Source organism: Sinorhizobium saheli (genome assembly GCF_001651875.1).
Lineage (GTDB): Bacteria > Pseudomonadota > Alphaproteobacteria > Rhizobiales > Rhizobiaceae > Sinorhizobium > Sinorhizobium saheli.
Genome location: NZ_LNQB01000083.1, coordinates 1 through 20,073 on the forward strand (window position 1 = coordinate 1; position 20,073 = coordinate 20,073).

At 63.2% G+C, this 20,073-nt stretch carries 18 protein-coding genes and 2 pseudogenes; 7 read left to right on the forward strand and 13 right to left on the reverse strand.

What is annotated here, in order from left to right:
• The 13 genes and pseudogenes from ATB98_RS29085 to tssH form a co-directional block, all read right to left on the reverse strand.
• Positions 1–391, reverse strand: a 391-nt coding sequence (locus ATB98_RS29085) for a hypothetical protein (RefSeq protein ID WP_157111054.1), incomplete at its 3' end; no start/stop codon positions are given.
• A 41-nt stretch (positions 392–432) separates the two neighbouring features.
• Positions 433–1,005: pseudogene (locus ATB98_RS19935) on the reverse strand (contractile injection system protein, VgrG/Pvc8 family); the annotation flags it as partial.
• 4 nt (positions 1,006–1,009) lie between these two features.
• Complete coding sequence (locus ATB98_RS28085; protein ID WP_084435611.1) at positions 1,010–1,309, reverse strand: PAAR domain-containing protein; 300 nt, start codon at positions 1,307–1,309, stop codon at positions 1,010–1,012.
• A 111-nt stretch (positions 1,310–1,420) separates the two neighbouring features.
• Positions 1,421–1,942 carry a hypothetical protein gene (locus ATB98_RS29090; RefSeq protein WP_153435707.1) on the reverse strand — a complete coding sequence of 174 codons (522 nt, stop codon included), beginning with the start codon at positions 1,940–1,942 and terminating at the stop codon, positions 1,421–1,423.
• Between the two features lie 39 nt (positions 1,943–1,981).
• Positions 1,982–2,587, reverse strand: a complete 606-nt coding sequence (locus tag ATB98_RS19940) for a hypothetical protein (protein ID WP_066876667.1) — start codon at positions 2,585–2,587, stop codon at positions 1,982–1,984.
• Between the two features lie 10 nt (positions 2,588–2,597).
• Positions 2,598–3,203 carry a hypothetical protein gene (locus ATB98_RS19945; RefSeq protein ID WP_066876669.1) on the reverse strand — a complete coding sequence of 202 codons (606 nt, stop codon included), beginning with the start codon at positions 3,201–3,203 and terminating at the stop codon, positions 2,598–2,600.
• Position 3,204: 1 nt separating this feature from the next.
• Positions 3,205–4,239: a DUF4123 domain-containing protein gene (locus ATB98_RS29095; protein WP_153435706.1), complete on the reverse strand. Its 1,035-nt coding sequence runs from the start codon at positions 4,237–4,239 to the stop codon at positions 3,205–3,207.
• Between the two features lie 5 nt (positions 4,240–4,244).
• Positions 4,245–5,128: bacteriophage T4 gp5 trimerisation domain-containing protein (locus tag ATB98_RS30095; protein ID WP_407695297.1), on the reverse strand; the 884-nt coding region annotated here is incomplete at its 5' end.
• A gap of 1 nt (position 5,129) precedes the next feature.
• A pseudogene (tssI, locus tag ATB98_RS30100) lies at positions 5,130–6,617 on the reverse strand (type VI secretion system tip protein TssI/VgrG); the annotation flags it as partial.
• A 30-nt stretch (positions 6,618–6,647) separates the two neighbouring features.
• Positions 6,648–7,577: a hypothetical protein gene (locus tag ATB98_RS19965; protein WP_066876674.1), complete on the reverse strand. Its 930-nt coding sequence runs from the start codon at positions 7,575–7,577 to the stop codon at positions 6,648–6,650.
• A gap of 9 nt (positions 7,578–7,586) precedes the next feature.
• On the reverse strand, positions 7,587–8,486 hold the full coding sequence (locus ATB98_RS19970) for a hypothetical protein (RefSeq protein WP_234781956.1): 900 nt from the start codon (positions 8,484–8,486) through the stop codon (positions 7,587–7,589).
• Positions 8,487–8,797: 311 nt separating this feature from the next.
• Positions 8,798–9,274 (reverse strand): Hcp family type VI secretion system effector, encoded by a 477-nt coding sequence (locus ATB98_RS19975; RefSeq protein WP_066876676.1) that lies wholly within the window; start codon positions 9,272–9,274, stop codon positions 8,798–8,800.
• 36 nt (positions 9,275–9,310) lie between these two features.
• Positions 9,311–12,082, reverse strand: coding sequence for a type VI secretion system ATPase TssH (tssH, locus tag ATB98_RS19980; protein ID WP_066876677.1), 2,772 nt, complete (start codon positions 12,080–12,082; stop codon positions 9,311–9,313).
• 232 nt (positions 12,083–12,314) lie between these two features.
• Between tssH and tssA the strand changes: the two genes are divergently transcribed.
• From tssA to tssF, 7 genes are all read left to right on the forward strand, one after another.
• Complete coding sequence (gene tssA / locus ATB98_RS19985) at positions 12,315–13,358, forward strand: type VI secretion system protein TssA (protein ID WP_234781973.1); 1,044 nt, start codon at positions 12,315–12,317, stop codon at positions 13,356–13,358.
• Between the two features lie 61 nt (positions 13,359–13,419).
• Positions 13,420–13,941, forward strand: a complete 522-nt coding sequence (gene tssB, locus ATB98_RS19990; RefSeq protein ID WP_066876678.1) for a type VI secretion system contractile sheath small subunit — start codon at positions 13,420–13,422, stop codon at positions 13,939–13,941.
• 92 nt (positions 13,942–14,033) lie between these two features.
• Entirely contained in the window at positions 14,034–15,512 is a 1,479-nt protein-coding gene (gene tssC, locus ATB98_RS19995; protein WP_066876680.1) for a type VI secretion system contractile sheath large subunit, read from the forward strand.
• A 53-nt stretch (positions 15,513–15,565) separates the two neighbouring features.
• Positions 15,566–16,957 carry a type VI secretion system contractile sheath large subunit gene (gene tssC, locus ATB98_RS20000; RefSeq protein WP_066876682.1) on the forward strand — a complete coding sequence of 464 codons (1,392 nt, stop codon included), beginning with the start codon at positions 15,566–15,568 and terminating at the stop codon, positions 16,955–16,957.
• Complete coding sequence (locus ATB98_RS20005; protein WP_066876685.1) at positions 16,954–17,784, forward strand: type VI secretion system accessory protein TagJ; 831 nt, start codon at positions 16,954–16,956, stop codon at positions 17,782–17,784. The genes tssC (ATB98_RS20000) and ATB98_RS20005 overlap by 4 nt, the downstream gene beginning before the upstream one ends.
• Entirely contained in the window at positions 17,777–18,289 is a 513-nt protein-coding gene (gene tssE / locus ATB98_RS20010; protein WP_066876687.1) for a type VI secretion system baseplate subunit TssE, read from the forward strand. The genes ATB98_RS20005 and tssE overlap by 8 nt, the downstream gene beginning before the upstream one ends.
• On the forward strand, positions 18,282–20,066 hold the full coding sequence (gene tssF / locus ATB98_RS20015; protein WP_066876688.1) for a type VI secretion system baseplate subunit TssF: 1,785 nt from the start codon (positions 18,282–18,284) through the stop codon (positions 20,064–20,066). The genes tssE and tssF overlap by 8 nt, the downstream gene beginning before the upstream one ends.
• Positions 20,067–20,073: the final 7 nt, after the last annotated feature.

Here is a 20,073-nt window from a genome sequence, read left to right on the forward strand (position 1 = left end):
TGAAAATTTGTTTGTTGTCTTGCTCATATCGGCTCCACTTTCTCAGAAGTTGGAGCCTCCGGCAAACCCGGCGCGGTTCAAGTACTGTCCCATCATTTATTTTGGCACCTCCATTCTCCCTCTCCAAGAATGACAGAATTGAAGTGCCCGGCTGATCAAATAGATTTGTTCCAAGGAATTTAACATTCTCAACGTCGTAGAATGCCTCGATCTCTGTGACTCGACCGTTCTCATATGAGACTATTGGCAAATTGGTTGCACGGTATTCGCGCAGATACATTCCCTCAACATCCGATGATTCTGGTAGACCGATTATTGCGGCCACCTCGCTGGGCGGCATTCCGAATTTTATCGGCCCCATTCCACTAAACGGAATTATTTCCCATTCCATGGTCTACTTCCTCTTCTTTCCCGGCAATAAACCGTGCTTCTCCAAACACCGATGATACGGATGCGGCCGTATTTGTCCGGATGGATTTCCTCGCCCGGCGGGCCGGCGACGATCGCCACCTGCGTGCCTTCGATCCGCGGCCGCTTCGTCTGCCGGTGCGGCGTCAGCGGCACCCGCGATGGCACCGCCTCGAAGCTGTTCACATATTCCGGGTCGTTGGAATTGGTCTCGTAGGAGCGGTCGACCACCGTCTGGCGCATCGAGACGATGACGTGCTCCTCGTAGGCGTGCTCGGGATGGGCGACCTCGTAAGGGGTGAAGCGGCGGCCGACCTCGATGACGCGGGAGGTGGAGCGGCCGAAGACGCGGTCGTGGTCGGCCTCGCTTGCCTGTGCGCGCAGCTTCTGCGCCCTCTCGGCCTCGGCCACCGTCGAAATGCGGGCGGGGTATTCGTAGAGCTCACGCCTCATCGCGTCCGGCATCTGTACCAGCGAGGGGGTGGCGTTTCCCGGCACCATGCGCGGCGTCTCGAAGTTCCAGTCGGCACCGGCCCGCTGGCCCGGCACATAGGAGAAGCGCCGCCCCCAGTCGTTGATGTGGTTGCGGTCCGAGGACAGCTTATTCGAAAGTCAGCCAGGAGACTCCTTGGACAAGTCTTCCACCGTGTTCGCAGGGATCACCTACCCTAGCCACTTTCTTCCCATTGATCTTTGAAATGGACGAGCCGCCGGAAATTGCGGCCGTCGTCGGGACGCCCGTGCAGAGGCATCGGTCGCCCATCGTCGCGACCGGCACCCCGTTCACCGTGACGAAGCTTTGACCGGTTGATTGCACGGGCCCGCCCACGTGCGGTTTCGGCCCAGGATCGCACATCGGACAAATATGCATATGGCCTTTCAGCGATACTGGAGATGCCATACTAAACCCCTATGCTCCGTTCAGGGTGTAAGCCATGAGAAGACGCGAAATCCGTCTTCGTCCAAGGTGATTCTCCCAAACATGCCGATTGAACGATCGGTAAATCGTTCGTCACTCGAATCGAGCAATTTGGGAGCGGACTGACGACCGGTTAGACAAAATCCCTCGGAATATGAGACCGAGATTGAGAAATGCAGCCGTCGTCCCGTGATAAAGACCGGGGATTTTGCTAAGGCTTTCTGCCGTAGCGACGTCCTTTGCCGGCAGCAGGAACACGCCTTTTCCGGCGAGATTCGCCAAACTATGATCAGGTGACAAAGTAATTTCCACTAGTCGATCTTGCTCATAGCGAAGTACAAGACCGTGATCACCGCGAACCTCCGTTACGCTCGAGGCATCTGGGCCGCTCTCGGCATAGAGTGCAAGAAGCGCTTGTTTCTCTTCATCACTTAGATCGCTTCCGAACTGGGCCAGCGTATCCTGTAGGGTGGAATCGGGAATGCGGTCCGACGCCTGCCGAGTGACTGCGCCATAGATGCCTTCACGCGTATCCGCCGCCGCCTTGAGCTCACCAAATCTGAGTTGCCCCAGTCCTGAGCGAGGTGATATCCGCAAATACTCCGTTCTGCCCAAACTAGTAGGCCTCCCATAGGCGATTCGCCGCAGCCATCGTTAAAAGACCGAGTGGACAACAAAGCTTCCAGCTTCCTCAGGGGAAATGTAGGCCTCCTTCCGGACTTCAATCGTTCGTTCACGGAAACGCTCGTCAGACGCTGTTAGCGCCTGCACCTTTCCGGATTCTACCAGACTGAAAGCGTCCAGTGAAACGCCGATATGATCGAAAGCGGCCTGGGTGGAGCGGTAGCGGCCTGGCGCCCCGTTCGCTTTTTCGAAGAGCCTAAGCACGTCCACGGCCGCCGTATCGAAAACCGATATATCTTTGAAATTTGTCCGGCTTTCCCGTGAAGAAGCCATAATTGACACCACACGGTCCGCTTCATAGATCACAAATACGCGCCCGTTATTGAAGATTTCCTGTCGACCTCTTTGAGCCGCCTTGTCTTCGATCGCGCCTCTCACAGCGGCAATATCTTCCTGCGATGCGAATTGACTGAAGAATGCAAGAGTATCGTCAAGTCCGAGTGCTTGGTCGGCATCTTCGGTTACTGTCTCAAGAGGGCCGTAGACTGAACTGAACGCCGCAACCTGATTGGTATCCATTCCAAAGGAGATAAGCCCGAATCCGACTTTGGGTTTGATCGTCCACTCGTTGTCCATCAGGCTAACCTCACTTGATAATGCCATTTTGCCTCAGGCAATTTGCGTAGGCGAACATTTGCGCAATTGCCTCATCATACTTGGTAGGGTTTCCGCTGCGGGCGGCAATGACCCTCACCTCTGCTGCATCCATCATCAGCGCCTGCATTGTCTGTCCGCGAGCGAGCATGGCTCTTTGAGCTGCGTAAGGGGGCCCATGGACCTTACTGCCGTAGGACGAACTTGCATAGTGGTCCTGGGCCTCCATCTGGATTGCTGGCCCTACCGCGCGAGGAAGTGGGGAGTAATGATCGGCCGGCACGTGATGACTGTGGATAGTCCCGGAGGGACCAAGTTTGTTATCCGCCAGACCAACACAACCATGCGCGCCACCCCGATATTTACTGCCGGGAGCACCGCACGCAAGTTCCGCACACGGGTTCTGAGCACAGGTCGCACAGGTGATCGCGGTTGTCTTCGTAGACTCTTCAGGCTTCACCTCTTCTTCGGCCTGCGACATCTCGTTCATTGCGTAGTTGACGCCGAAAGCAGCGGCGGCGGCCGACCCAACGAAGAGCGCTGCCTTGCCTAGCGCGGCAAGGGCGGGCGGAATGAGGGGAACGGCAATAGCAGCCATCTCAGTCCACCTCCCTAGAAGCTTGCTTTTTCACAGCGAGAAACGAGTGCCGCATTAAGAGAGCGACTCGCGTGTCAGCACTGTAGCCCGGCGCATCGGCACGCATTGCTTCCTGCACGCTAGGATTTTGCCCAAGCTGTCCGGACGTCACGAGCGACATGTAGGCCCAGCGACAATGGCCGGCGTCCGTCTCCACTCCGAAGCGGCGGGATTCCCGAAGGGAATATTGGGCGAATTTTTGTAACTTTCCCTCCTCCAAGGCAGACACTCGGTCTGGAGCCACTCTTTCCAGGTAACCGGCGACCTTCCTGGTCAATGCCGCGTCTCTTCGTACGCTTATGGCCCGTATGTTTTCCTGCTCAAGCTTCAGCATTCCTGCCTGCCGTTCAGGCAGATTGGGCGCGCGTCTTGCGCCCATGACACCCCCCGCTTCATTCCATTGCGGGTCGGCGGCGAAGCATAAAGCCTCCGCTGGCCCGAGCAGCCTCGAAACCTGGGCGGGATTGAGGGTCGGCAGCACTTGCGCCATGACATTGGCATCGGCATGACGGAACAATACAAGAACATGATTGGAGGGTGCGGACATTCCTTCCATGGCACCTTCGGTCTGCAAGGGAGAGATCTCGTAGGGTTTGCCGTAGTCGGTTTCGGTATCCTCAGGAACGAGGATCATGTTGGTCGTTCGCAAGTGACGAAATAGCGCATGTCCGCCCGCACTGCATTGCCAGAAGACAGCCGCAGGCGCGAGACCAAGAAGTTCCAGCAGGCGCTCGACAACGTCTGGGTCAGGTGGATTGCGCGTCTCCGTATTTACGGGAGAACCTCTATCTCTGCCCCGGTCGAGCCATACAAGTTGCGGTGCTGTCAGAACGCGGTCCCGGTTGCCATCTCCGCGGTCCAGATATAACGGCGTATGCACGAAATCACCACCAAACAACTTCCTGGGAAGATCCTCGAACTGCGCGCCATCGATTACTGCAAATACAGGTTGCTTCGTCTCCAAAAGAAAAGACTTCAAGCTTGAATTGCTCGCCATTGCACTCACCCTTTGACAAACGGCGTTGAGGACTTCGCCATCTGCCTCAAGCAAGATGCTCCCTCGCCCGGGCCACCGCGACTGAAATTGATCTGATTGCCTTCTATATCGACCTTGAGGCCACGGATTCGAATGCCGCTCTTGTTGATCTCGATATAACCGCCCGGCGCCGATAATAGGATCGTGTCGTCGGCGTAGACTTCCCACAGCTTAGATTCGCCGCGATATCTCTCCTGTGAAACGAGGTTATATAGCTCGCCAACGTGAATACTTATTTTCTTACCAACTGTAGTATGCTGTTCCTTTCCGACATTGACCATCTGCGTCTGCCCGACATTCGTCACCTTGCTGACGCCGATCTGCTCGGCGCGCGCCACGCCGATCGTGTCCGATTTGAACGAGCCGACGATCGTGTTCATGATCCCCGGCAACGGGAACAGCCCGGAGGCCGCGTCGCCGACGCCGGTGCCGGAGCCGGCGAGTGCCGTGCCGGCGTCTGCCCGGGGGCTGGCGCCGGCCACGACGCCCTCGCGGCTGCCGAGGCCGCCGGCGTCGAGGAAGCCGAGGGCGGAGGAGGCGAGCGTGCCGGCGAAGGCGGCGAGCGCCGGGCCGCCGGCGCCGGCGATCTGGCCGGCCTGGGAGAGGAGCCCGGCGGTGTGGCCGGAAAGGCCCTGGACGGCGCCCATCAGCGCCATCGCCATCGGGCCGGTGCCGCCGACCACCGTGTTCATCGAGCCGCCGATCTCGTGCTTCTGGTTGCCGCCGACCTCGACGGCGCGGTTGGCGCCGATCGAGGCGACCTCGTGGCGGTCGATGCGCTTGGTGCGGTCGTTGAGGACCCGCGTCGTCTGGTCCTTCTGGGCGTGGAAGAACTGGTTCTCGCGGCCCGNGCCCTTGTGGGTGTTCGAACGCAGCACCATGCGCGTCTTGTTGGCCGGCAGGTCGTAGGGCACCGGATTGGCCGGGTTCGGCACGACGCCGACGACCAGCGGCCGGTCCGGGTCGCCGTCGATAAAGGCGACCATCACCTCCATGCCGATGCGCGGGATCACCTGCGCGCCCCAGGTGCCGCCGCCCCAGCTTTGCGCCACCCGCACCCAGCAGGTGTCGGAGCCGTCCTTCCTGGCCTTGCGGTCCCAGGGGAACCACAGCTTGATGCGGCCGTATTTGTCCGGGTGGATTTCCTCGCCCGGCGGACCGGCGACGATCGCCACCTGCGTGCCTTCGATCCGCGGCCGCTTCGTCTGCCGGTGCGGCGTCAGCGGCACCCGCGATGGCACCGCCTCGAAGCTGTTCACATATTCCGGGTCGTTCGAGTTCGTCTCGTAGGAGCGGTCGACCACCGTCTGGCGCATTGAGACGACCACGTGCTCCTCATAGGCGTGCTCGGGATGGGCGACCTCGTAAGGGGTGAAGCGGCGGCCGACCTCGATGACGCGCGAGGTGGAGCGGCCGAAGACGCGGTCGTGGTCGGCCTCGCTTGCCTGTGCGCGCAGCTTCTGCGCCCGCTCGGCCTCGGCGACGGTCGAAATGCGGGCGGGATATTCGTAGAGCTCGCGCTTCATCGCGTCCGGCATCTGCACCAGCGAGGGCGTGGCGTTTCCCGGCACCATGCGCGGCGTCTCGAAGTTCCAGTCGGCGCCCGCCCGCTGGCCCGGCACATAGGAGAAGCGCCGCCCCCAGTCGTTGATGTGGTTGCGGTCGGACGATCCCTGCGCCAGACGCACCCGCCCCTCCCCTTGCGCGGAAGCCGACGGCTTCGCCCAGGAGATGGCGCTGTCTGCGACGTGGAGGCGATGGCTGCCCTTGTCGTGGCTGAACCAGAAGTAGAGCCCGTCCTCCTCGAAGCGGCGCATGAGATAGTCGAGGTCGGTCTCGTTCCATTGCACCGAATAATGCTGCGGCGGCGGGCGCGAGACGATGCCGGAGACGTCCGGGGCGGGAATGCCGTGTTCGGAAAACAGCGTCTCGACGATGTCGATCGCCGTCTTGTCCATCCAGATGCGGCAGTCGGAGCGGCGCGAAAGCAGCCACATCTGGGGCTTAAGCACCAGCGAATAGGAACGCAGGCCGCGGCTGACCGGCGGGCCCTCGTTGAGTTCCGTGACGAGACCGTTGAACGGACGGCGCACGCCGCCGTCGTCTTCCTCCCCCTGCTGTACCTCGATGGAGACGTCGACGAGCCGGCCGATCAGCTCCTCGGGCTTCACCGCCTCGCGCTTGGCACGCACCGCGAGGCGGATCTCGAAGAGTTTCGACACCGCCTCTTCGATCTCGACACGCTCGGGCAGCAACTGGTCCCCACCGAGCGGCGAGGAGACCGTGAGGATACGGCTCGCCTGGATGAAGTCAGATGCAAAGGATTGAAGATCGTCCATAACATCAAGTCCCGTCGTGGAAGCGGTGCATCACTGTTGTTGCGGCCGAGGGTGGGTTTTGAGGTGATCCGCCAGGGCGGAGAAATAGTCCTGCAGCATTTTGGTGTTGGCCTGGTTGGCGAGCTGCGTATAACTGTCTACGAGCGCCTGGCGTTTGGCTTTCCCGCCGGCACTCTGATAGAAGTCCGACAGCACCGACAGGTCTTCCGAAGGTAAAGCCGCCAGAATGAGGCTCAGCCGCGCCTGCTCGTCCAGGCGCGCTACCTGTTTCGGAACCGGCTTTTCGTTTTCGTTGCTGGAACGCAACGAGGCGATCGCTTCCTGCGTATCGGCCTTCCGTTTCACTTCAGGAGCGGAAGCCAGAGCCGCCGTGCCGGCGCCGGAGAACGCCTCGACGGCGCGATACATGAGTTGCGCGGTGAACGCGGTCTCGACGGCGAGGTCCGGCGCGGCCATCCGTTCCGTGAGCTCTCTGATGCGCTGTCCGTACTCGGCGTCGGCAAGATGCGCCTCGATGTCTTTCGCTGCCGTCCGGTCCTGCGTCTCGTAGATATGCGCAACTTTCGCCCGGGCGTCTTCGAATGCATCTGCCGCCCTGGCGAAAGCCTCCGCATCGACGGTCTCGCCACCGACGCGTTCGAGCGCCTCCAGGATCTCGGCGCTCGCTACGTCCGCGTCGAATGAAGACCGGACCGCTTTTTCAAGCATGGCTTCTGCGTCCGCGGTGTTCGACGCTCCGTCCGCGGTAGCAGCCTTGACGACATCCTTGACGGACGCAGGGATGCCGGAGAAGCGCGCGCTCACTTGCTCGATCCGCACGAGGGCTTGATCGATTGCGCTGGCGGCATCCGCCGCGGGGCCGCATCCGGCCGCGGCCAGAGCCAGGACGGCCAAGGCCAGGAGCGGGAGCATACGGCGCCGCAATGCGCGTGGCTTCGAGAAAGGGTCCGTCACCGCCATAAGCATCGCCTAGATCATCCGGATGTCGGTGAGCTGCTTGGGGCGCGCATCGGCAGCAAGTCGGTTGATGATCTGCTCGGCCTTCACCAGCTGCGCGCTGCCCGTCGGGTCGACCAGCAGCTTCTCGGCAAAATTCTGCTCGGGATAGAACGAAGAACCGGCCAGCATACGGCTGAGCGTATCGGTGCGCTCTCTTACGGCAGATCCGATGTTCGCGTATTCGACGCGCTTGCCGGGCTCGAAGGGCTGGAACATCTTGCCGGTGAAGCGGGGCACGACTTCCTTGGGGTAATCAGCCGCCGAGGGCATTTGCGGAATGGCTTCCTTGCCATAGACCAGTTCCCTTGCGGTTCCCGGAGCGCTGCCGCCTGCGGGCGGCGAGTAGGTCACGAGCCGGTCGGAGTCCAGCACCGCGCTCATGTAGAAGAGCAGCTCCATTTTCTGGGCCAGCCTGTTCTCATCCACGCGCCTGGTCGCCGGCGGGTTGCAGAAGGGGGTCTTTCCGACCAGATCGGCAAGCTTCAGCTTGTCGGCCTCGGAGATCGACCCGTCGTCCCGCACGCCCGCCGTGAAATCATGAACGCAGATGTGATTGACGCTGACGAAGTCTTCGATCCGCGTCATGAAGTTGATGGCGGTCGGCGAAGAGGCGATGGGCGCACTGCTCGTGAGTTTTTCCGCAGCACTCATGACCTGCTTGCCGGCAATCTTCTTGGCCTCGTCCAGGATACCGCCCAGGGCAAACATGACTGTCTTGCTGCTGGCAGCCGCATGCATCAGGTCGAAAGTGCGGTTGAGATTGTTGTTGCAGATGACGCGAAGGGCTGCGCGGCCGGCCAGCACGCGCAGCGAGGCCGTTGCGAAGGCAGCCATCATGACGCTGCCTGTCAAAACGGACGCGGCGAACACGAAAAGCTCCGCCGTCATCCGATCGCGCGCTTCCTGAGCCTTCAGCGTCCGCTGGAAATTCTCGACCGCAAGGTCATAGGCCCGCACATAGGGGTTGGCCACGTTCAACTGCCATTGCGATTTGTATTTGGGCAGTTCGACGAGAATGTTGTTCAAACGATCGGTTGCGGACGACACGGGTCATCTCCATTGTCCAAGGAAACTTGTCGCCGCCGCGCGCCGACAGGGCCTTCAGGATGCGATCTGCCTGGATAAGGTGCGCAGAAACGGGACGCCGTCGGCGCGATGTCGCGCCGACGGCGATGCCGCAATCAGGCAGCCTTGGTGGTTGCGAGATCGTAGGAGGCGATCATCGGCGACTGCGGCGAGTGGTTGTCGTCATAAGGCGTGTACTTCACTTCGAGCTTGGTGAAGTTGAGCTTGATCGTCTCGACCGGACGATCACCGTTCGAATCGATCGAGTAGCTGGCAATCAGCGTGTTCGTGAGCGCGTATTCGATATAGGTGTCGCCCGGATTGCCGGTCGTCACCAGGTGGATGGTGGCGCGCTTGCCGGTGCGTCCGGAGCAAGCCTCCTGGAAAAGCTTGGTCGAGGAGGAATCGCTGACCTTGGTCAGGATCACTTCCGAAACGGTCGGCTCGGAGGCCTCGCGGTTCGCGGCAGAACCGGCGGTCGTGTTCATGTTGCGCGAAACGTTCCAGTGGATCGCTTCGATATCCATCCACTTGCGGTGCTGCTCATGGGTGGCATCGCCCTGGATACCGTCGATCTGCAGATAAATCGGCATGTCTTACTCTCCTGTTGGTTCGTTTGCCCTGCCGCCTCAGGGCGTGGTTGCCTTTCGGGTTGTCGCCGCGCTCGGGCGATCAACTTGCGGGACTGCTGCATCCGCTCGTCCTTGCCCGGACGAGGCGAATTCCGTCTGATCCGTCGCGCCCGCATGCGGGGCGTCGACGGTGAAGATCCGGCCGTCAAAGCCGATCTCGATATGGGCGACCTTGCGCTTGTCGGCGACCAGATCGAGGAAGAAGGTCGAAAGCACAGGCAACAGGTCGCGCGCGATCATCACTTCGATGGCACGCGCGCCCATTTCGGAAGACTTCGCACGGGCGATGAGCGCCTCGCGCGCCTCGGCCGTCAGCGCGGCCGTGGTGCCGTAGGCGGCCGAAAGCCGATCGCGAATGCGGCCGATCTGGATGTCGACGATGCCGGACAGGGTCTCGTGCCCGAGCGGCATGAAGGGAAGAATGATGGCGCGGCCGAGGAAGGCCGGCTTGAACTGCTTCTTGAGTTCCGGGAGGAGCAGCTCTTCGAGCGCCTCGCCTTCCGGCATCGTATCCGGATCGGCCGAAAGCGCAGCCAGGAGTTCCGCGCCGGTATTGGCGGTCATGAAGATCGTCGTGTTCTTGAAGTCGATGTCGCGGCCTTCGCCGTCGCGCAGCGTCCCCTTGTCGAACACCTGGTAGAAGATCTCCTGGACGCCGGGATGCGCCTTGTCGATCTCGTCGAGAAGCAGGACGCCGTAGGGCCGCCGCCGGACAGCCTCCGTCAGCACCCCGCCCTCGCCGTAGCCGACATAGCCGGGCGGCGAGCCGAGCAGCATCGAAACCTTGTGCTCCTCCTTGAACTCCGACATGTTCAAGGTCGTCAGGTGCTGGCTGCCGCCATAAAGCATATCGGCCAGCGCCAGCGCCGTTTCGGTCTTGCCGGTGCCCGACATGCCGACGAGCAGAAACACCGCCGGCGGCTTGCGCGGGTCCGACAGCCCGGCGCGTGCCGCGCGCATGGTCGAGGCGATGCGCTCCAGCGCAAGGTCCTGCCCGATCACCCGTTCCTTCAGGCGCGATTCCAGGGTCTTGACGGTCTCGACCGCGTCCGAGAGCAGCTTGCCGACCGGAATCCCCGTCCAGCGGGAAACAACGCTGGCGACGACGTCGCGGTCGACGACACGCGGCACGAGCGGCTTCTCGCCGGTCAACGCCACGAGCCGCGCTTCGGCCGCCGCGAAGGCCTTGCGGGCAGTCTCGGCGGAATGCTCCGTCAGCGGCAGTTGTGCCACATTGGCGCCGGCCGCTTTCGCTTCCGCGGCAGTCGCAGTAGATAGCGCCTCGCCGGAAAAGGCTGCCTCGCTCCGGTCGACCTCGCCGAGCAGCCGCAACTCCTCGGAAAGCCTGTCGTCGAGCGCCCGTATTTCTTCGCCCAGCCGCTGCCGCTCCGCCTCGATGCGAAGCAACCGTTCGGCAATCTCGGCCGTCTGCGGCTCGGCCTCGAGCCAGAGCGCCTCGCATTCCAGGAGTTCCAGCTCGTTCCTCAGCGTCGTCAGAGCCTCTGGCGTCGTCTGGCGGGCAAGCGATACGGCGGCGGCCGCCGTGTCGATGAGGCTGATCGCCTTGTCGGGCAACTGCCGCGACGGAAGATAGCGGGCCGAAAGCCGCACAGCCGCGGCGATCGCCTCGTCGCGAATGCGGACCTTGTGGTGGGTGGAAAAGGCCTTCGCGACACCGCGCAACATGCGGATGGCCGTTTCCTCGTCCGGCTCGCGCACCTGAACGACCTGGAAGCGCCGGGTGAGCGCCGTGTCCTTCTCGATATGGCGCTTGTATTCGCTCCAGGTGGTCGCGGCGATGGTGCGCAGTTCGCCGCGCGCGAGCGCCGGCTTGAGAATGTTTGCGGCATCCCCCTGCCCCGCCGGTCCGCCGGCGCCGATCAGCCCGTGAGCCTCGTCGATGAACAGGATGATCGGCTGCTGCGATTTCCTGACCGCGTCGATGACGCCATGCAGGCGCCGCTCGAACTCGCCTTTGACGCCGGCGCCCGCCTGCAACAGGCTGAGGTCGAGCAGCAGCAGGCGAATGTCGCGCAGTCTCTCCGGCACGCTGCCGGCGGCGATGGCGAGCGCCAGCGCTTCGGCAACCGCGGTCTTGCCGACCCCCGCCTCGCCGACGAGAATCGGGTTGTTCTGGCGCCGGCGCATGAGAATGTCGATCACCTGCCGCAATTCGCCGTCGCGGCCGATGACGGGATCGATCCGACCGCCGCGCGCGTCCGCGGTCAGGTCCTGCGTGTAGAGCCGCAGGAATTCGCTGTCGCCTTCCGCGCCGTTCGCGACCCGCATGGCCGCCGCTTCGCCGGAGGGGGTGTCAGCCGCTTTCAGCCGCGCCTCGAGTGCCTTGAGGTCGATGTCGCGGATCGACGGCGCGATCGCGCGCACCACGATCCGCAAGGACTGTTCGCTCGTCAGCGCCGACAGAAGATCGGCGAGGCCGACGGTCTGCCGGCCATATTGCAGCGAAGCGACGATCCATGCTTCCCGGGCAAGCGTCAGCAGGTTCTGCGAGAGCGAGAGCGCCGCGGCGCCATCGGCCCTGATGTCCTCGATCGCCGCGTCCAGTTCCTGCCGCAGGGCGGCAGTCGGCAGGCCGACGTCGTCAAACAATACGACGGCTTCCTCGAGGTCGAGCAACGACCTCAGCCAGTGAGATATATCCACAGTTGTATGTCGATGGCGGGCCGCCAGGGAGGCGGCAGCCTCAAGGCCGATACGCAAGCTGGGCACCAGCGTTCTTATCAGCCGGTTGAGATCGATATGCGACATCCAGAAGTCCTGTTTCTGCGACAATTGCCAGGGCAACCATGAGATGCGGGGAGACAACTACGGCGATTGATGGGGGTTGTCCAGACGGAAGGTAAAAAAAATAGCGATACCCCAAAAATCTAAGGGTATTTCACAAATTTGTCATACTGCCATCGTGGTTGACAACATGCATCTGCATAACCAATGTATAAACCCCATACTTGATGGGGCATGCCCGGGGAGACTGACGTCGGTGACGCACCGAGATATTATCACATCGCTAGATGAATATACGCCATGCGGAGAAAATCTTCGCATTGATGCCGCGCATAAGGAACTATACTTTAGAATTAAAGACGCCAGGAACGTGGCTCGCGCGGCTGAGCGAGGCATTGCGCCGGGAGAAAGACTTGCGATTTCGCCAGCATGGGTTGATGTGAGCAACCTCGGGATGCACATCCTTGCTTCCTTGAGCAAGGACATCGAAGTATTGGCGTGGGTGGCGGAGGCGCAATTACGCTTGCACGGTTTCCGTGCACTCGGCGAGATCTACGCCGCAACGGCGACGCTCCTTCGCAACCACTGGGAGCATGTGCATTCGATCGGAGACGAGGCGGAGGAACGCTTCGCACCGCTCGCAGGCCTGAACGGCGTCGGCAGCGAGGGCACGATCATCCAGGCGATCCGACTCGCACCGCTCGTTCCCGGCGCCAAATTCGGCCAGTTTTCGCTTTGGGATTTCCAGCTCAGCCAGCGCAGCGGCGAGGCCGAGCGGCGCGGCGAGCTGCAGGAGGCGGTCGACGGCGCCGGGCGTGCGGCCATGACAGCCCACCTCGCCGATCTCAACCAGTGCATCGCCGATTTCGACGCACTCATGGCACTCATCGACGAGCGCTGCGGGGACGCGGCGCCGCCGAGCTCCAACACCAGAAACGTGCTGCTGGAGGCGGCCGCTGCGATTCGCGCGCTCGCCGGCATCGACGCGACGGCCGACACCGGGTCCGAGGCGGAGGCCGGGGTCCCGGAAGCGGCCGGCCGGCAACCGGTGGTCGTCAGGCCGGCGACCCAGGGCCACGGCATCGCTTCGCGGGAGGAGGCTTTCGAACTGCTGCTGACGGTCGCTCGCTATTTCCGCAAGAGCGAACCGCATTCGCCGATTTCACTGTCGATCGAAACGCTCGTGCGGCGCGGCCGGATGGACTTCTCCGAACTGCTCGCGGAGCTGCTCCCCGAGCAGAACACCAGGAACGCCGTGCTGACTGCCGCCGGCATACAGCCGAGAGCCGAGGGCCGCTGACGGTCCCGCCCGATGAACAGTCCGAATCACACAACGAGTTTTCGCATCAAGGAGAATTCCGATGGCAAGCGTGCATGAGAAACTGGAGCGGGTCCGCAAGCCGCGCGTCCACATCAAATACGAGGTGGAGACCGAGGGGGCGATGGTGGTCAAGGAACTGCCTTTCGTCGTCGGCGTGCTCGGCGACTTCTCCGGGGATCCGACCGAGCCGCTCAAGCCTTTCGGCGAGCGCAAGTTCGTCCAGATCGATCGCGACAATTTCGACGAGGTCATGCGCCGCATGACGCCCGGCCTCGAAATCACCGTCGACAACACGCTTGCCGATGACGGCTCGCAACTGCCCGTCTCGCTCAAGTTCGAAAGCATGAAGGATTTCGAACCCGGCTCCATCGTCAACCAGGTGCCGGCGTTGAAAGCGCTGCTCGACGCCCGCAACGAACTGCGCGACCTGATGAGCAAGGCCGACCGATCCGAGGAGCTCGAGCGTCTGCTCGAAGGCATCCTGCAGAACCGCAACGATCTTTCGAAACTGGTCTCCGAGCTCTCCGGCGCCGACAGGGCCGGCAAGGATTCTGAGAACTGACGATCGACGGCATAGCCGGCCCATCATCTCCCGAGCACCAGAGCAGAGATCGCCACGGCTGATCCTGCTGCTCTTTCCGAAAGGATCGACACATGAATGCCGAAACGCAACTCAAGGCCAAGGACGACGCGGTCTACGCCGAGGACAACCTCTTGTCCAAGGTTGTTGCCGCGACGCGCCAGACCGAACCGGACCGGGCGCAGGACCTGCTGCGTACCCTGACCGACCAGGCCCTCAAGGGCACCGTCAAATACGACCGCAATCTCACGGTCACGCTCAACAACGCCATAGCCGAGCTCGACAGGGCAGTTTCGCGCCAGTTGGCCGTGATCATGCAGTCACCGGAATTCACCAAGCTGGAGGGCACCTGGCGAGGCCTGCACTACCTGGTCAAGAACAGCGAGACGAGCGCCAACCTGAAGATCCGCGTGCTCAATGCCTCGAAGCGGGATCTTGCCAAAGACCTCTCCAAATCCGTGGAGTTCGACCAGTCGCGGCTGTTCAAGTCGATCTACGAGGACGAGTTCGGCACCCCCGGCGGCGAGCCGATGGGCACGATCATCGGCGACTACGAATTCGACAACTCGTTCGAGGACGTCGAATTGCTCCAGGGCATCTCCTCGATCGCCGCCGCCGCCTTCGCCCCCTTCATCTCGGCTGCGAGCCCGCGCATGTTCGGCTTCGAGGATTATCGCGAGCTGTCGCGTCCGCGCGACCTGGAAAAAATCTTCGAGACCGTCGAATACGCCAAATGGCGCAGCCTGCGGGAGAGCGACGATTCCCGTTTCGTCACGCTCGCCCTGCCGCGGGTTCTGTCGCGCATGCCCTATGGCCCGAAGACGAACACCATCGACGAATTCAACTTCGACGAGACGCGCGGTTCGAAGACCGGCGAACTGCCGCATGACGCCTATTGCTGGATGAATGCGGCTTACGTCATGGGCACACGGCTGACCGAAGCCTTTGCAAAGAGCGGCTGGTGCACCTCGATCCGCGGTGCGGAGAATGGCGGCAAGGTGGAGAACCTGCCGATGCACATCTTCTCCAGCGATGACGGCGATCTCGACCTGAAATGCCCGACCGAGGTCGGCATAACCGACCGCCGCGATGCGGAGCTCGGCAAGCTCGGCTTCCTGCCCCTGTGCCATTACAAGAATACCGACTATGCGGTGTTCTTCGGCGCCCAGACGACCCACAAGCCGAAGATCTACGACAAGCCCGAGGCGACCGCCAATGCCGCGGTTTCGGCCCGCCTGCCTTACATGATGGCAACCTCGCGTTTTGCCCACTACCTGAAGGTGATGGGCCGCGACAAGATCGGTTCCTTCATGGAGGCGAAGGACTGCGAAACGTGGCTGAACCGGTGGATATCCAACTACGTCAACGCCAATGACGAGGCGGGCGAGGAGTCCCGCGCCAAGTATCCGCTGCGCGATGCCAAGGTCACCGTGCAGGAAATCCCCGGCAAGCCCGGCTCCTACAATGCCGTCGCCTGGATGCGCCCCTGGCTGCAGATGGAGGAACTGACCACCTCGCTGCGCATGGTCGCCCGCATTCCATCGAAGAACTGATCGGCGTGCCCGCGCCGACACCCGCGCGGGCCGCCCGTCACTCCGTGGCATCGATGACCGAGACATCAAACATCGTTTGGCGGCGGCGCGTCGATCAGCTCATCACGCTGATCGACGATGCGCTCACCCGCCAGGTGAACGCGATCCTGCACAATCCCGATTTCAAGGCGATGGAGGCGAGATGGCGCGGCCTCGCCATGCTCGTCGGCGAGGCGGGCCGGGCCTCCGACGTCAAGGTCAAGCTTCTGAGCGTCGACTGGCAGACGCTTGCGCGCAGCATGGAAAGGGCGGCGGACTTCGACCAGAGCCACCTTTTCGAACTCGTCTACAGCCGCGAATTCGGCATGCCCGGCGGAGAGCCCTTCGGCCTCCTCGTCGGCGACTATCATTTCTCGCCAGTCGATCCCGCCGGCGACGCGATCGGGACGCTCGGCCAGATCGGCATGGTCGCCGCGGCGGCATTCTGCCCCTTCGTCGCCGGCGCCTCGCCGCGCGCCGTCGGGCTCGAGCATTTCGGCGAACTCGACCGGGTCCATGATTTCTCGTGGCTCGAGCACGACCCTGAGCGGCTGCGCTGGAACAGCCTTCGCCGGCGCGACGATTCCCGCTTCATCGGCCTCGTCGCCCCTCGCATCCTGATGCGAACGCCGCTTCGGCCGATGGTGCGCGGGCGCGCTGACGGCTTTCCGTTCCGCGAGCACGTCGCGGCAGACGGTTCGACGCTGCTTTGGGGAAACGGCGCCTTCGCCTTCGCGATGATCGTCATCCGCAACTTCATCGAGTCGGGCTGGTTCGCGGACATACGCGGCGTCAGCCAGGACGCCGTCGACGGCGGCATGCTGGCGGCCGACCAATTGCCGCCCTATGACTTCGCCACCGAAAGCGAGGGGCTATCGGCGCAGCCACCCGTCGAAGTGCGCCTGACCAGCGGCCAGGAACAGCAGTTCTGCGACCTGGGGCTGATCCCGCTTTCGACGACCTATCTGTCCGCGGCGGCGATCTTCAATTCCAACCAGTCGCTTCATGCGCCGCAGACCCTTGGCAACGAGCATGCCCGGCAGAACGCGCGGATAGCGGCGATGCTGCAATATGTGCTCTGCGCCTCGCGCTTCTCGCACTATCTCAAGGTCATCATGCGCGACGAAATCGGCCAGCTGGCCGATGCCATCTCGATCCAGCGCCGGCTCGAAGACTGGCTTTCCGGCTATACGCTCGGCAACGACGACGCCGATCTCAGTCTTCGCGTTCGCCGGCCGCTGCGCTCGGCCGGCGTGACCGTCGCGGAAGTCCCGGGCAAGCCGGGAACCTATTACTGCACCGTCCGGCTTCAGCCGCATTTCCAGCTCGACGACGTCTCGACGAGCTTTCATCTCATCGCCGAAACCGCGCAGGCCGGCCGGTCCGCGCCGCCGCCTTCGGCCTCCGTTCAAAGGATGTCCGCATGAGTTTTGCCGCCCGGGTCGCTGAATTCCTCGCTAACGATGCACTGCTCGACGCCATGGACGCGGCGAAATCGCATGTGAAGTCGGCGCCGACGGACAAGGCGGCGCGCCACCTCTATATCGACCTTCTGGTCCTCCTCGGCGAATACGAACGCGCGGACGCGCAATGCAGTCTGGCGGCGGGTTTTGCGCCGGAGGAGACGATGGGATTTGCGCTGCTTCGCAATCAGCTTCGCGCCATGGCGGCGCGTGACGCCTGGTTTGGCGACGCAGCCGTGCCCGCCTTCCCGCAGGGCCCGAGCGACCTCGACAAGGCCGCCGTCAAGCTCGGCATCGCCCATCGTGCAGGGGCTGCGAGCGAGGCGGTCGTCGCGCTCGACGAACTGGAGCGCCTGCGCGGCGAGCGGGCGATGCTGTGGAACGGCAAGCCGGTGACGGACCTCCGCGATCTCGACGATCGCACCCCGCACGCGCTCGAGGTGATCATGACGGGGGGTGCCTATCTCTGGGTCGACTTCACGAAGATCGCCTCGGTCCGGGTCGAGCCGATCGCCCGGCCGCGCGATCTCGCCTTCCGCCGCGCCGAGTTGACGCTGAACGACGGGGCGGTGGCTTCCGTGCTGCTGCCGGCCATCTATCATGGAACGACGGCGGACGAGCGGCTGCTGCTCGGGCGCGAAACCGTCTGGATCAGCGAAGGATCGGGCATCACCACCGGCCGTGGCCAGCGTTGCCTGCTCGCCGGCTGCGAACTCGTGTCTTTCCATGACGCCGTCACCCTCGCGGCCGCTGGAGGCGAAACCGCCGATGCGAGGATTGCCCATGGCTGATCCGCTCGAGCGCTACCGGCCGCGCGATCGCGTCCTTGCACGGTCGATTCTCGACAGGCTCATCGACGACAGTCCGGATCTCGCCGCCGATCCGCCGGCGAGTCTTGCCGAGCAGGTGCGCGAGATGCGCGAAGCGATCCGCCGCGACATCGAGGCCCTGCTCAACACCCGGCGTTGCCCGAGGACGCCGCCGACGGTGCTGACCGAACTCGGCGACGCGCTCGTCAACTACGGCGTCGACGGCATGGTTTCGGCCAATCTCGTCACCGACGAGTCCAAGGCAAGGCTCGCCCGGATCATCGAGCGGCGGATCGCCCTCTTCGAGACCCGCCTGACGCAGGTCCGGGTCACCATCCTGAAGAGCCGCTCGCTCGCCGAGCGGGCGCTGCGACTGCGCATCGAGGCGAGCTTCCGGCTGATCGACGGCATGCCGCCGATCAGCTTCGAATCGGTCATCGATCCCTCCACGCAGCGTTTCATGGTGGAGGGCGCGGCGAATGGCTGAAGGCTTCCTGCAGCGCTACAGCGATGAACTGGCGGCGCTCCGCCGGCGCGCGGCGCGCTTTGCCGATGCCTTCCCCAAGATCGCCGGCCGCCTGCGCATGACCGGCGACGTCGCCGACGATCCCCATGTCGAGCGGCTGATCCAGAGTTTCGCCTATTCCGCGGCCCGTGTGCGCCAGAAGCTCGACGACGAGTTTCCCGAACTGACCGACGGGCTGCTCGAAACGCTCTATCCGCACTATCTGGCCCCGTTGCCGTCGATGAGCATCGTCCGTTTCGAGCCGAGCGAGGCCCTCGCGTCAGTGCAGGTGGTCCCGCGCCACACCGAGATCATCGCCGAACCGGTGCGCGGCGAAGCCTGCCGGTTCCGTACCACCCAGGATGTCGGGATGGTGCCTGTCGAGATCGCGGCCGCCTCGCTCACCGGCCAGCCGATCGCTGCACCCGCCTCGCCCTTTGCCGGTGCGGCCGGCTGCCTCCGGCTGTCAGTCCGGCCACGCGACCCGCGTATGGCGCTCGGCGACACCGGCCTCAAGTCCTTGCGCCTCCATGTCACCTCGCCCTGGCAGCAGGCCGTCCCGCTCCACGAACTCATGGCCAATCACACAATCGGCATCGCGCTCGCCCGGCATGCGGACGATACCGCCCCGGTGTTCCTGCCCGCGACGAGATTGAAACCGCTCGGGTTCGATGCCGACCAATCGATGCTGCCCTACCCGGCCCCGAGCTTCAGCGGCTATCGCCTGCTCACCGAATTCTTTGCAATGCCGCGCAAATTCCTGTTTCTGGACATTGACGGCCTCGACGCCTGGCGGAGCGCCGCGCCCCTCGACATCTTCATCTATCTCGACGCAAGCGACGCCAAACTGGAACGGTCGGTTTCGGCCCGCGATTTCGCGCTGAATGCGACGCCGGTCGTAAACCTCTTCAGGCAGACCTGCGAACCGGTGCCGCTAGACGGCACCCGCACCGAATATCGGCTGCTGCCGGACGCGCGGCGGCAGACGACGCGCGAGATCTACATGATCGAAAAGGTGCTGCTCACCGGGCCTGAGGGCAAAGAGGAGAGCTGCCAGCCATTCTTCGGGCGCAGCCAGCGGAGCGGTTCGGCCTCGGTCCACTGGCAGGCCTGCCGACGTTTCGACGAAGAAGACGGCACATCCGACATGGACATCGCCTTCGTCGATCGGGCGCGCCGATCCGCCGGCCCCCTCGACGCGGTCGCGAGCGTCGATGCCATCTGCCTCAACCGCGACCTCCCCGAGCAACTGCCCTTCGGCGGCGGCCATCCCTATCTGCAGCTTGTCACCGGCAACGAGGCCGTTTCCACGGTTCATGCCCTGCTGCCGCCGACCGCGTCGGTCCGGATGAACGAGGAACCGGGGCGCAACTGGCGGCTGATGTCGCACCTCATGCTGAACCACCTCTCGATCTTCGACAACGAAGGCGCGGCACTGAAGGACATCCTCTCGCTCTATGCCTTTCGCGACAGTGCGGAAACGCGCCAGCTCATCGACGCCATCCTGCGCATCGAGGCGAAAGGCTCGGTCGCGCGGCTCGCCGGCGGCGCCATGGTGCCCGGCACCGAGATCGAGCTCACATTCGACCCGGCGGCGATCGACCGCGGCTCCGCCTATCTTTTCGGCGCGGTGCTGGACCGGTTCTTCTCGCTTTACGCCTCGATCAACAGCTTCACCCGCCTCACCGTGTTGCTGAAGGGCCAGTCGGCGCCGCTTGCGCGCTGGCCGGCGCGCGCGGCCGAGCGGCCATTGCTCTAGGGGTGAC

Excerpts from the sequence above, each read along its gene's own strand:
- tssE (WP_066876687.1), top strand. The coding sequence starts at position 17,777 with ATGGCTGATCCGCTCGAGCGCTACCGGCCGCGCGATCGCGTCCTTGCA.
- ATB98_RS19965 (WP_066876674.1), bottom strand. The coding sequence starts at position 7,577 with ATGGCGGTGACGGACCCTTTCTCGAAGCCACGCGCATTGCGGCGCCGT.
- ATB98_RS19940 (WP_066876667.1), bottom strand. The coding sequence starts at position 2,587 with ATGGACAACGAGTGGACGATCAAACCCAAAGTCGGATTCGGGCTTATC.
- tssB (WP_066876678.1), top strand. The coding sequence starts at position 13,420 with ATGGCAAGCGTGCATGAGAAACTGGAGCGGGTCCGCAAGCCGCGCGTC.
- ATB98_RS19945 (WP_066876669.1), bottom strand. The coding sequence starts at position 3,203 with ATGGCTGCTATTGCCGTTCCCCTCATTCCGCCCGCCCTTGCCGCGCTA.
- tssH (WP_066876677.1), bottom strand. The coding sequence starts at position 12,082 with ATGTCGCATATCGATCTCAACCGGCTGATAAGAACGCTGGTGCCCAGC.
- ATB98_RS29095 (WP_153435706.1), bottom strand. The coding sequence starts at position 4,239 with ATGGCGAGCAATTCAAGCTTGAAGTCTTTTCTTTTGGAGACGAAGCAA.
- ATB98_RS20005 (WP_066876685.1), top strand. The coding sequence starts at position 16,954 with ATGAGTTTTGCCGCCCGGGTCGCTGAATTCCTCGCTAACGATGCACTG.
- tssF (WP_066876688.1), top strand. The coding sequence starts at position 18,282 with ATGGCTGAAGGCTTCCTGCAGCGCTACAGCGATGAACTGGCGGCGCTC.
- ATB98_RS28085 (WP_084435611.1), bottom strand. The coding sequence starts at position 1,309 with ATGGCATCTCCAGTATCGCTGAAAGGCCATATGCATATTTGTCCGATG.
- tssC (WP_066876680.1), top strand. The coding sequence starts at position 14,034 with ATGAATGCCGAAACGCAACTCAAGGCCAAGGACGACGCGGTCTACGCC.
- ATB98_RS19975 (WP_066876676.1), bottom strand. The coding sequence starts at position 9,274 with ATGCCGATTTATCTGCAGATCGACGGTATCCAGGGCGATGCCACCCAT.
- tssC (WP_066876682.1), top strand. The coding sequence starts at position 15,566 with ATGACCGAGACATCAAACATCGTTTGGCGGCGGCGCGTCGATCAGCTC.